This window comes from Bacillus safensis FO-36b (genome assembly GCF_000691165.1).
In the GTDB taxonomy this organism is placed as follows: Bacteria; Bacillota; Bacilli; order Bacillales; family Bacillaceae; genus Bacillus; species Bacillus safensis.
In genome coordinates this window covers 273832-286495 of sequence record NZ_ASJD01000002.1, presented here as the reverse complement: position 1 = coordinate 286495, position 12664 = coordinate 273832, and the positions used below count along the sequence as shown (strand labels likewise).

Here is a 12664-nt window from a genome sequence, read left to right as displayed (position 1 = left end):
ATATATATAATAGGAAAATGATATTTATTTTGGAAATGCAATTATCCTGATAATTATATTCTAATGACAATTATAAAGCAATGATATAATAAGGTAATTAGTAACCTAGAATAGCTGAATATACCAGTGTTTATTTTGATCAAAATTCCCTACTATTTAATATACTTATTCGATTTGAAAAGTGAAATATTTCTCAACATCTGTTACAATTATGAGCGGTGATTTTTTTAAAGAGGCAATCCCAAAAACTTATATCTAAGGAAGATTAGAATGAACGCATTGTTTACAATATTAAGAGAGCAAATCAGCTCACTTCCGCTGATTATGCGACTTGCTGTTTATGAAACAAAATCAAAATATCAGATGAATTATTTGGGTGTTTTGTGGCAGTTTTTAAATCCATTAATGCAGATGCTCGCTTACTGGTTTGTTTTTGGTATGGGCATTCGCGGAGGGCAGCCAATTGCCATTGGAGACATGGAGGTTCCATTTATCATCTGGATGCTTGCCGGTTTAATCCCTTGGTTCTTCATTAGTCCGACCATTCTTGATGGATCAAACAGTGTGTTTAAACGCATTAATATGGTATCGAAGATGAATTTTCCGATTAGTGCGCTGCCGTCTGTGGTGATTATGTCCAACTTGTTCAGCTACTTTGTTATGATGGGTGTCTATCTGATTGTGCTGATTTCCTATGGCATCTACCCTGACGCGCATTGGCTGCAATATATATACTATCTTATTTGTATGATCGCGTTTATGTTTTCGTTTAGTTTGTTTAATTCCACGATTAGTGTACTCGTGAGAGACTATCAATTTCTTTTACAATCTGTGACACGATTACTTTTCTTTTTGCTGCCGATTTTTTGGAATATCTCAGAGAAGCTCACTGGAGACAAAGCGTGGATTGGGGACATATTAAGACTGAATCCTCTTTTCTACATTATTGATGGTTTCAGAAATAGCTTATTAAAGGGAGAATGGTTCTTCCATGATGTCAAATACACACTTTATTTTTGGCTGATCACGCTTCTTCTTTTAACAGTCGGTTCATTGCTTCATATGAAATTTAGGGATAAATTTGTCGATTTTCTTTAAAAAGTAAGGAGATTATACGATGAAACTAAAGGTTTCGTTTCGAAACGTATCCAAGCAATACGTCCTATATAAAAAACAGTCGGATAAGATTAAAGGGCTGTTTTTACCTAATAAAAATGAAAAAGGTTTCTTTGCTGTTCGTGATGTGTCCTTTGATGTCTATGAAGGCGAGACAATTGGTTTTGTAGGGATTAACGGATCTGGGAAATCGACAATGTCGAACCTTCTAGCGAAAATCATTCCACCAACAAGTGGTGAAATTGATATGGACGGCCAGCCATCGTTAATTGCCATTGCGGCAGGGCTGAACAACCAATTAAGCGGGAAAGACAACATTCGTTTAAAGTGCTTAATGATGGGGCTGACGAATAAAGAGATAGACGAGCTTTATGAAAAAATCGTAGAGTTTGCGGATATTGGTGACTTTATTGACCAGCCGGTTAAGAGCTATTCAAGCGGAATGAAATCACGCCTTGGCTTTGCCATTTCAGCGCATATCGATCCAGATATCCTGATTATTGATGAAGCACTGTCTGTTGGAGACCAAACCTTCTATCAAAAATGTGTTGACCGCATAACAGAGTTCAAGGAACAAGGAAAGACGATCTTTTTTGTCAGTCACTCCATTAGCCAAATTCAAAAAATCTGTGATCGGGTAGCTTGGATGCATTATGGTGAACTTCGCATGTTTGATGATACGAAAAAGGTCGTGAAGGAATATAAGGAGTTTGTTGATTGGTTTAACAAGCTTTCCAAGAAAGAGAAACAAAAATACCAAATGGAACATAAAGAAGGTAGAAAAGGCGTACAAAAGACAGAGAAGGTGTCTCGTTATCAAGAGAACGGAAACCGCCGCTCATTGTTAGGACCCGCATTTCAAGTGACAGTTTTAGCGGTCTTAACGCTATTACTAGCCTTATCGATGTTTTCAGATCGCCCGCTTCGTACATTGGCGACATTTGGTGCAATCCCATCAGATAAGACAGAAGCGCCTCAGTCGAAGAACCCGCAGACCAAAGGATCGCCTGATATGAAAAAGGTGGATCAACAGGCGATTGTCACGGCTGATCCACTCAAGGTTTACAAAGACCAAGCCATGAAAAAAAAGGCCGATGTCACTTTGCCATTTGGACAAGAAGTACAGGCTGTGGCTGAAAATAAACAAACCGTTCAAATTAAAACAGCGTCAGAAACGTATTTTGTCAAACCCGATGCGCTTCAAAATGCAGAGGATTTAAAGTCATTATCCATTGGACCAGGACAGTTTAATTCCTATGTATCGCCTGCATCGGCAGGTTCGTATGAGTATTTACTTTCTTTCCTTGGAAAAGAAGAATCTGTGCTGAAACAGAGAATGCAGACGCTGAGTTCAGTGAAAAATGACCAAGGAGATACGATTGAGCGATTGACCACAGAGAAAACCGACTATGTCATTCAAAATGGTCAGGCAAACACGATTGTGTTTCGCGGCATTATGTCAATCTCTCCTTCCACACTTGGGCTGACAGAACAAAATGTCTGGATGAATGAGAAACGAACAAAATTCGCAGTGAAGGGCGAAAACAACCTGTTTGTCATTGATAATGAACAGCATACACTGACTATTTCAGTCATTAAATAAAAAAGCTGCCGAGGCCGGCAGCTTTTTTTAATTCACTTCTTCTTTTTCGAGAAGCTGTTTCATAAATGGAATGAGTTTCTTTTTCAATTCTTCATCCTGAAGAGCAAACTCAAGCGTCGTTTCAATGAAGCCTTGCTTCTCGCCGACATCATATCGTTTTCCCTCGAAATCATAGGCGAAGACGCGCTGGATGTCATTCAGCTTTTGAATGGCATCTGTCAGTTGAATTTCTCCCCCTGCACCAATCTCTTGCTGATCGAGGTACATAAAGATCTCTGGCGTGAAAATGTAGCGCCCTAAGATGGCTAGGTTCGATGGTGCTGTTCCTTGCGGCGGCTTTTCAACAAAGTTTTTGACTTGGTAGCGGCGTCCTTCTTGTGTAAGAGGATCAATGATCCCGTAGCGATGCGTATCGCTGTCTGCTACTTGCTGAACACCGATGACAGATGAAAGGGTTTTTTCGTATTCATCCATCAGCTGGCGAAGCCCAGGCGTTTCGGCTTGCACAATGTCATCACCTAATAAAACAGCAAAAGGCTCATCACCAATAAAGTTGCGTGCACACCAAACGGCGTGTCCAAGTCCTTTCGGCTCTTTTTGACGTATGTAATGAATGTCAGCAATGTTAGAGGATTTTCTCACTTTTTCTAAAAGCTCGCTCTTTCCTTTTTCCTCAAGGTTGCGCTCTAACTCTGGTGCAAAATCAAAATGATCCTCAATGGCTCTTTTTCCTTTTCCGGTGACGATAATAATATCTTCAATTCCTGATTCAACAGCTTCTTCAATAATATATTGAATGGTTGGTTTATCAACGATTGGGAGCATTTCTTTAGGCATCGCTTTTGTTGCAGGGAGGAAACGTGTCCCAAGACCTGCAGCTGGTATTATGGCTTTACGTACTTTTTTCAATGAACTTTGCACCTTCCTTACATATAGAAAAAAATGATTTGGCTTCATTTTTCATCTTTCATAAAGTGTAACTTACAAATGATAGAAATGACAAATGATTTACGATAAATGCATGATTTGATTCATTATCTATTGTAAAGAGTTTGTGTAAATTTTTATGTTGAAAAGAGTAAAGGCGATGTAAAAATTGAAAATAGAATGATTAGGATTCGTTCCTATTCTTTTGTATAATACACTTATGATAAATGAGAAGGAAAGAGGCATCGACTATTGAAAACATTACATGTAATGACTGTATTCGGGACGAGGCCTGAAGCGATTAAAATGGCACCCCTTGTCCTTGAGTTGAAAAAACATCCGCAAATCAAATCCTCAGTCACTGTGACTGCACAGCATCGGCAAATGCTTGATCAAGTGTTGAAAGCCTTTAACATTCGTCCGGATCATGATTTAAACATCATGAAGCAGCGTCAGACATTATCTGAAATCACATCAAATGCACTCTTGAAACTAGATCAACTATTTCAAGAGGAAAAACCTGATATTGTCCTTGTTCATGGAGACACAACAACAACCTTTGCAGGAAGCTTGGCCGCATTCTACCACCAAATTTCAGTCGGTCACGTTGAAGCGGGTTTAAGAACACACAATAAATACTCGCCGTTCCCTGAGGAATTGAACCGACAAATGACAGGTACGATTGCCGATATTCATTTTGCTCCTACAAATGAGGCAAAGCAGAATCTTTTAATTGAAAATAAAAAAGAAGAGACGATTTGTGTGACGGGGAATACTGCAATTGATGCATTGCAAACAACGGTTACAAAGCAGTATCAACACCCTATTTTAGAGAAAATAGGCACAGATAAAATGATCTTGTTAACGGCTCATCGCAGAGAAAATCTCGGCCAGCCGATGAAAAACATGTTTAGAGCGATTAGACGTATTGTAGAAGAGTTTGAAGATGTCCAAGTTGTATATCCTGTACATTTAAATCCTGCCGTTCGTGATGCGGCTCAAACAGAATTCAGTGATCTGGATCGTGTGCACTTAATTGAGCCGCTTGAAGTCGTTGATTTCCATAACTTCGCTGCTGCCTCACACTTTATATTAACGGATTCTGGCGGTGTCCAAGAGGAGGCTCCTTCTCTAGGGAAGCCAGTATTAGTTCTGCGCGATACAACAGAACGCCCTGAAGGTGTGAAAGCTGGCACGCTGAAGCTCGCGGGTACAGATGAAGAGACCATTTACAACATGGCAAAACAGCTGTTAGTCGATCAGAAAGAGTACGACAACATGTCGAAGGCGTCTAATCCATATGGTGATGGACAAGCGTCAAAACGAATTGTCGAAGAGCTTCTCCATCGTTTTGGATTAAGTGAAGAAAAACCAGTTCCATTTCAATCATAAAAAAAGAAGACTACATTTCTGTAGTCTTCTTTTTTACTGCTCCAAACTTTCCTTCAATTCCTTCTTCACATTCGCAAGGCTGCTGTCATCAAGCTGGTAGTAATAAATGTTATTGATACGTGTGCCTGATCCTTTCAACTCGTGCTGCTTCACATGCTGTCTTGCATCACGATAATCATTCATCATCGTCCACATATCATCAAATGACATGTTTGTCTTCATATTATTTTCTACGACTTTGAACATATCGCCGAATTTCGTAATAGATGAAATGTTGGCACCTTTTGCAATGATGCCTTCAATGACCTGACGCTGTCTTTGCTGACGTCCGAAGTCACCTTTTGGATCTTGCTTTCTCATTCTCGTATACGCAAGGGCTTGATCCCCATTCAGGTTAATTTCTCCTGTACCAAATGAATGGCCGTCATAACTAAATGCAAACGTGCTATTTACTGTAATGCCGCCAAGTGTATCAACAATATCTTTGAAGCTTTCCATGTTGACTTTGACAAAGTAATCAACAGGTACATCAAGCAGTTCCTCTACAGTATCTGCTGCCATTTGTGTACCGCCGAATGCATAGGAGTGGTTGATTTTATCCATTGTGCCTTTTCCGACAATCTTCGTATACGTATCACGCGGGATGCTCACCATCTCGGTCGTTTTCGTTTTTGGATTTACTGTCATGTATATTAATGTATCTGCACGGCCTCGATCATTTTTTCGTTCATCGACACCCATGACTAAAATAGAAATCGGGTCTTTCTTACTTAAATCGACATCTTTGTCACGCTTATCTGACTTCTTTAAATTCTCCTGAATGCCTGCAACGGTCGATGCTGCTGTGTTCCAAAGATGATATGCGTATCCGCCAGTTGCTAATACGAATAAGCCAATAATCGATAAAACAATCCAAAGAACCTTTTTCTTCTTTCTTTTTCTTTCAGCTCTCATAATGTCCCTCACCTTTTCTATGATTCTTCCATGATTATAGGTTTACGAATCTTGATAAACAAGTTATTTTTTTACTCTGAACCTAGATATAGACGTTGTAACAAAAAAAAGGTTTCAAAAAACCTTAAATTTACCTTAAAATAATAACTTATAAGACGATACAAAGACATGAGGTGAAAAAAATGAAGAAAATCGTCGTTTTACCGTTCTTAATACTGCTACTAGGTATCGTGCTCACAGCATGTGGAACGGCCGAGCAGTCCTCAGGAGAAAACAAGACAAGCAGTTCAACTCCTCAGGTACTGGAAGAGAAAGCTGAATTTATTGGAATGGCTGATGCACATACAGTCGAAGTGAAAAAAGTGAATACGACCCTAAGCTATGAATTTACGGATAATTTTAAAGATGTGTTAAATGAATTTAAACCAGGAGACACAGTAGAAATCTCTTACTTTATTAATGACAGTGGTCAAAAGGAAATCCAGAAGATTGAAAAACAGAAGTAAAAAAGATGGGCGGGATGAACAAAATTGAAGAAAACAGGCGTTACACTAATCGTTCTCATGATACTGACTCTACTAGTTGCACCCTTTCAGTCTGCCATGGCAAGCTCGGCAATTTCAGTGAAATTGTCTAATTATATCGGAAACAAAACAAGTATGGATATCTCAACAACTGGGGAATACAAGCTATCAGGATCAAATGTTGCTGTGACAAAAAGATATGACGGCAAAAATAGATACGAAGTAGCCAACAGCATCGCTTCTGCTGGCTGGAAAAACCCATCAACTGTTGTCATTGTCAGTCGTGATGCATTTGATCATGCAATTTCTGTATCGCCGTTAGCATACAAACTGGGCGCACCTATTTTGTATACGAATATTGAAAAACTGACGAAAACAACAGAAAACCAGCTGAAGAAAATGAAGCCGGATAACATTCTGATTGTCGGAAATACGAAAAGCATTTCAACAGCTGCTGAGAAGTCTATTAAAAAGTATGGCAAAGTCAGACGTATTAGTGGAAAAGATAAGTTTGAAATCTCCCAAAAAATCGCAAAAGAAATGGGTAACTATAAGCAAGCTGTCGTTGTCGGCGGGAACTCATTTATGAATGGGATTGCCATTGCATCCTACGCATCGAGAAAGGGATACCCTATCCTGTTAACAAAAAAAGATTCCATTCCGTCTTATAGAATGCCAAGTAAAGTGATCATCATCGGCAGTACGAAAAGTACTGGACAAAAAGTTGAAAATCAAATCAAAAAAACCTCACAGGTGACAAGAATCAGCGGGGCCAATCGCTATGAATTATCTGTGAATATTATAAAGAAATTAAATATTAATGCAGATAAAGTTTATTTGGCAAAAGCCTCTAGCTATATTTATGCGATGCCGCTGTCGCAATTGGCTGCAAAATCTAACAGTACGGTTGTGTATGTGAAACCCGATTCTGTCACAGCGTCTTTAAAAGCACTGCTGAAGGAAAAAGGTACATATGCTTATCATCTTGCTGGCAGCACAAGTGCAATTAAAGATAGCTTGAAAAATTCATTAGCCAAACAAGTCTATCTGAAAAAAAATCAAAACTACCAATTGAATATTTCTAACGGAAAAATTTCATTAAAAGGCATAAAGACGTATAACACAGTAAGAGTTGTTCCTGAGAAATATTCAACAAAAAATGTCCTTCAAATTGCAGGAAAGCCGTATTTAGGCAGCGTAAACTTTGCAATTGAATCAGGGTATATCAGGCCGACTCTCGAAAATATTCCATTTGAAGACTATTTAAAAGGTGTAGTGCCAAATGAAATGCCTGCAAGCTGGAATGTTGAAGCGTTAAAAGCACAGGCAGTTGCCGCTAGAACGTATTCGGTGAAAAGTATTGGAAAAGTCGTCCCTGATACAACAGCCTTCCAAGTATATGGAGGATATAACTGGTACACAAATTCAACAAAAGCTGTCGATGCTACAAAAGGAAAGGTTCTGAAATACAACAATCAGCTTATTTCAGCAACCTATTACTCTAGCAATGGCGGTTATACAGAGGCAAGTGAAGAAGTATGGGGAAATGCACTGCCATACTTAGTGGCCAAAAAGGATCCAAAAGATCCAGTCAATCCATGGACACTGAAACTTTCTAAGAAACAGCTGGGCACGACATTGACTGCCAGCACAGCAGCATCTGAGTGGTCTAAAGCAAAAGAGACAAATGCAGCTGACCTTGCCGGCCTGAAATCATGGCTGCTCAAAAACAAAGAAACTGCTGCATCTGATATGAAAATCGCATCGATCTCAAGCCTGACGTTCTCAGGGAAAACAAAAGGCCAGCGTGCGAAGACGGTATCGATCAAACTGACATACCATCTGAAAAACAAAACAGGCACATATTCGGTAAACAAAAGCACAACGGCAAGTATGAAGATGACCGAGTTTCGATCAGTCATGGGCGCAACAAAGGTGAAAAGCACGTTTGCGTCAGTCAAAAACAACACAAATGACTTCACGATTTCAGGAAAAGGGTATGGCCACGGCATTGGTATGAGCCAATACGGAGCCAAAGCGAGAGCTGAATCTGGAAACTCGTATTCTTCCATACTCTCGTTCTACTATCCAGGTACAAAACTAACAAACTATTAAAAGGTAAAAGGAGGACATAGAAGATGCGCTCATTGATGAAAACAGCCATCCTCAGCCTCATCGCCATTTTCGTTATCGTTCCAACAGCATTGGCAGACAATTCAGTCTCAAGAATTGATGGCGGGAGCAGATATGCTGTAGCGGCAAACGTAGCGAAAAAAGGATGGGGAACTGCAAGTACAGTCGTTTTAGTAGGGAAAACTGCGTATGCAGATGCAACAGCAGGAATTCCACTTGCATACCAAAAAAATGGACCAGTTCTTTACACAAACAGTAAAAGCCTTTCGGGTGATACAAAAAAAGCCTTAACTTCATTAAAAACAAAGACGGTGATCGTTTTAGGCAGCACATCAAGTGTGTCAAACAATGTGGTCAACCAAGTGAAGAAAATGGGCATCTCCACACAGCGTATTTCAGGAAAAAACCGATATGAGCTATCTGCCAATATCGCGAAAAAAATGAAAAAGCCAGCAGGCGTCGTTGTCGTTGAGGGTTCTTTCTATGCACATGGGATTGCGATTGCACCTGTAGCAGCTCAAAAAGGATTCCCAATTCTATACACAGATAAAAAGGGACTTCGTTCTGAAATCGCTTCTGTTGCAAAAGCAAGCAATGTGAAACAAACCATTGTAGTCGGCGGAGAGAATTACGTCACAAAAGCAGCTTATAACCAATTGAAATCACCAACGCGGATCAAAGGCTCGACTCGTTATGATGTCGCGGCAAATATTGTGAAAAAGTACAATATGAGTGTCAATAATACCTATGTAGGAAGAGGATTTGGTTACGCCACTTCATCTTCTGCTGCAGGCATTGCAGCGAAGCAAAACAAAGCATTGCTTCTAACGAATGAAAAGACGCTGCCAAAAGTAACGAGAGCAACAGTGAGCAGTAAGAAAATCACCAAATTTACTGTCGTAGGCAGTACAAATACAGTGACACCAACTGTTGTGAACCAGCTGAAAAACCCGGCTGTTGGGAAAAAAGTATTCATTGATCCAGGTCATGGCGCGCATGATTCAGGAGCTGTAGGATACGGATTATATGAAAAGAATTTGAATTTAGATGTAGCGAAGCGTTTAAATACGAAATTAAACAACGCTGGTGCACTTGTGACCATGTCAAGAACATCAGACACATTTGATAGTCTTCAAACACGAGTGAGCAAAGGTGCGTCAGCAAATGCAGATATCTTCATCAGTGTCCATGCGAACTCAAATGATAACAGCAGTGCAAATGGAACAGAAACGTATTATGACAAAACCTATGCGGCTGCAAACAGCCTGAAGCTGGCGCAAAACATCCAGCCTAAAATGGTCAGTGCACTTGGTACAAGAGACCGTGGTGTGAAAACAGCTGGCTTCTACGTCATTAAATATTCTAAGATGCCGAGCGTTCTTTTAGAAACTGGTTTTGTTTCCAGTCCAGTTGATTCAAACATCTTGAAATCTGCTACGTATAAAGATCGATTAGCGTCAGGCATTTCAAGCGGTGTGTCAGGTTATTTTAGATAAGAAAACACAAACCTGAGGGGTGCCTCAGATACTCCTCTTAGGCTGCTCGAGAACGTACTCGGCAGCCTTTTTTCAAAAGTCCATGAAGCATCCTAGGTGAAGGGTTCAAACCAAGGAGGTTGACTTCATGCGTTTTGATATCAAATGTATGTTACTGATTACTGTTTCACTATGTTTATATACACCATCCGTTTTTGCCCAGCACGCTGTATCGAGGATAGAAGGAAGCAATCGATATGAAGTGGCTGTAAATACCGCGAAAAGGGGCTGGCAGGAAGCGCCTGCTGTTGTTCTTGTGGGCGGTGATGCTTATGCAGATGCCCTGAGTGCTGTGCCTTATGCTTACCAGCAAGGGGCCCCAGTCCTGTTAACGAATGCTGGCAGTCTTTCAGGTGCTGTAAAGACAGGGTTGCAGCAGCTGAAAACGAAGCGTGTAACGATTCTTGGCGGGACTGCAAGTATTTCTGAAAAAGTCGTGAAGCAGCTAAAAGCAATGAATCTATCCGTTTTCCGTATTCAAGGAAAGAACCGCTATGAATTGGCGGCAAATGTGGCTAAGCACATGAAGAGTGCTAGTGCGGCTGTCGTCGTGAATGGTTCTGCTTATGCTGATGCTGTCGCGATTGCTCCGTACGCTGCCAAACAAGGCTACCCCATTTTATTAACAGATGCGAAAGGACTGCGCGAGGAAACAGCCAATCTATTAAAAAACAAAGCAGTCAAGCGGACCATTGTGATCGGCGGAGAAGCAAGTATCAATAAAACTGCTTTTCAAAAGCTTCCCTCACCAGTCAGAATAAGCGGAGCCAATCGGTATGAGGTGGCTGCCCAAATTGTTAAAACGTATCCAATGAAGACAAGCCACACATTTATGAGTCATGGGTATGCCTATGCAGATGCAGCCGCTGCGGCAAGTATAGCAGCGAAACAGGGACAAACCCTTCTTCTCACAGATGCTCAAACGGTGCCGGATGCTATCAGAAAAGTCATTGGGGCCAAACAGATGTCAGCATTTTCTGTGGTAGGCGGAACATCAACCATTCAATCAAATGTCATCACACAGTTGAAAAATGCGGTGTTAGGCGAAACAATTTTTATTGATCCAGGTCATGGTGCGCAGGATGCTGGAGCGATAGGGAATGGGCTGCTTGAAAAGAACATCAATTTAGAAGTAGCATTAAAGCTGCGGTCGAGACTTCACCAAGCGGGTGCCCTTACTGTCATGTCAAGAACTTCTGATACATTTGACTCCTTGCAGACACGTGTCAGTAAAGGAGCGCAGGCAAGTGCTGATATATTTATCAGTATCCACGCCAACGCAAATGATAACAGCGGTGCGAATGGAACAGAGACGTATTATGATACAACATATGCGGCTGCTCATAGTGTCAAGCTGGCACAACAGGTGCAGCCCCGAATGGTCAGTGCCCTTGGAACAAAAGATCGCGGAGTGAAAACAGCAGGGTTCTACGTCATCAAATATTCTAGAATGCCGAGTATTTTGCTAGAAACCGGCTTTGTAACAAGTCCAATCGATGCGAGTATTTTAAAATCTACCGCTGCAAAGGATCGGCTGGCTTCTGGAATTGCAACGGGTGTGTCCAACTACTTTGACGTAAAATGAATCATGAATGATGTGTCAAGTTAAAAATACATTTCATTTTTGGTTATGTTTGTTATAATTGAAACATAGAAGGTGAATGGTTTACACATAAATCTTCAAACGACAGCAAACCGACAAATCATGAAGAGGTGACGATCTTGAAAAAATTAATCACAATGCCGTTTCTAGTATTGCTTCTAGGAGTATTGCTCACAGCGTGCGGCACAACAAATCAATCAAGCGATAACAAAAAGGATGACAGCAAAAAAGAAACAACTGAAGCAGCCGATCAAAACAAAGATAAGGCTGCGGACGAAAAATCAGAAGATCAATCATCAAATGAAAAAGCAGATGATCAAAGTAAAGAAACAGCTGCTCAAAAAGAAGAGCCGGCAAGTCAATCTGATGAAGAGGCAAAAGACAGCTCAAGCAAAGAAATTACAAAAGAAGAACCTGCTAAAGACCAATCAAAAGCTGACTCAAAAGCTGACTCAAAAGCTGACTCAAAAGCTGACTCAAAAGCTGACTCAAAAGCTGACTCAAAAGGTGACTCTAAAACAAAGAAAGAATCAACGGCTAGTAAGAAAAATGAAATCACCAAAGAAGGCACATATGTCGGTTTGGCTGATGGACATACAATTGCTGTCAACATTGACGGCAAAGAAGTAGCTATTCAATTCGGAAATACATTTTCTAAACAAGTGAACAGCTTAAAAGAAGAATCAAAAGTGAAAGTAACCTATACAAAAGATGCAAACGGAACACTTCGATTAAAAACGATCGAATCTGTAAAAGCAAAATAAAGAAAAGACCCGGAGACCCGCAGAATTGCGGGTCTTTTTTACGTTCAAAAGGGCATAACTTGATATAAGTGCATATTCTTAACACAGTTTTACAAGACTTAACAGCGCATTTA

General features: G+C 40.4%; 10 protein-coding genes. 8 read left to right on the top strand and 2 right to left on the bottom strand.

Features of this window, described 5'->3' with window-relative positions; genetic code table 11:
• The first annotated feature begins 270 nt into the window (after nucleotides 1-270).
• Together BA81_RS05885 and tagH are read left to right on the top strand one after the other, a co-directional pair.
• Nucleotides 271-1098, top strand: coding sequence for an ABC transporter permease (locus tag BA81_RS05885; protein ID WP_034281130.1), 828 nt, complete (start codon nucleotides 271-273; stop codon nucleotides 1096-1098).
• A gap of 19 nt (nucleotides 1099-1117) precedes the next feature.
• The gene (tagH, locus tag BA81_RS05880; protein WP_034281128.1) at nucleotides 1118-2719 is read left to right on the top strand and encodes a teichoic acids export ABC transporter ATP-binding subunit TagH; all 1602 of its coding nucleotides are present in this window, start codon (nucleotides 1118-1120) and stop codon (nucleotides 2717-2719) included.
• A gap of 27 nt (nucleotides 2720-2746) precedes the next feature.
• On the opposite strand, the gene galU is transcribed toward tagH, so the two are convergent.
• Nucleotides 2747-3628 carry a UTP--glucose-1-phosphate uridylyltransferase GalU gene (gene galU, locus BA81_RS05875; RefSeq protein ID WP_008343198.1) on the bottom strand — a complete coding sequence of 294 codons (882 nt, stop codon included), beginning with the start codon at nucleotides 3626-3628 and terminating at the stop codon, nucleotides 2747-2749.
• 270 nt (nucleotides 3629-3898) lie between these two features.
• Between galU and wecB the strand changes: the two genes are divergently transcribed.
• Nucleotides 3899-5038: a non-hydrolyzing UDP-N-acetylglucosamine 2-epimerase gene (gene wecB, locus BA81_RS05870; RefSeq protein ID WP_034281126.1), complete on the top strand. Its 1140-nt coding sequence runs from the start codon at nucleotides 3899-3901 to the stop codon at nucleotides 5036-5038.
• 33 nt (nucleotides 5039-5071) lie between these two features.
• Here the strand turns inward: wecB and tagU are convergent, their stop codons facing one another.
• Nucleotides 5072-5992, bottom strand: coding sequence for a polyisoprenyl-teichoic acid--peptidoglycan teichoic acid transferase TagU (gene tagU, locus BA81_RS05865; RefSeq protein WP_024423641.1), 921 nt, complete (start codon nucleotides 5990-5992; stop codon nucleotides 5072-5074).
• 182 nt (nucleotides 5993-6174) lie between these two features.
• On the opposite strand from tagU, the gene BA81_RS05860 reads away from it, so the two are divergent.
• The 5 genes from BA81_RS05860 to BA81_RS05840 all read left to right on the top strand — a co-directional run bounded on the left by BA81_RS05860 (nucleotide 6175) and on the right by BA81_RS05840 (nucleotide 12551).
• Nucleotides 6175-6498: a hypothetical protein gene (locus BA81_RS05860; RefSeq protein ID WP_024423640.1), complete on the top strand. Its 324-nt coding sequence runs from the start codon at nucleotides 6175-6177 to the stop codon at nucleotides 6496-6498.
• Between the two features lie 24 nt (nucleotides 6499-6522).
• Complete coding sequence (locus BA81_RS05855; RefSeq protein WP_034281125.1) at nucleotides 6523-8631, top strand: SpoIID/LytB domain-containing protein; 2109 nt, start codon at nucleotides 6523-6525, stop codon at nucleotides 8629-8631.
• Between the two features lie 23 nt (nucleotides 8632-8654).
• Nucleotides 8655-10145 carry an N-acetylmuramoyl-L-alanine amidase gene (locus tag BA81_RS05850; RefSeq protein ID WP_034281124.1) on the top strand — a complete coding sequence of 497 codons (1491 nt, stop codon included), beginning with the start codon at nucleotides 8655-8657 and terminating at the stop codon, nucleotides 10143-10145.
• Between the two features lie 127 nt (nucleotides 10146-10272).
• The gene (locus BA81_RS05845; protein ID WP_034281122.1) at nucleotides 10273-11769 is read left to right on the top strand and encodes an N-acetylmuramoyl-L-alanine amidase; all 1497 of its coding nucleotides are present in this window, start codon (nucleotides 10273-10275) and stop codon (nucleotides 11767-11769) included.
• Nucleotides 11770-11906: 137 nt separating this feature from the next.
• Nucleotides 11907-12551 carry a prolipoprotein diacylglyceryl transferase gene (locus BA81_RS05840; protein WP_034281121.1) on the top strand — a complete coding sequence of 215 codons (645 nt, stop codon included), beginning with the start codon at nucleotides 11907-11909 and terminating at the stop codon, nucleotides 12549-12551.
• Nucleotides 12552-12664 lie beyond the last annotated feature (113 nt).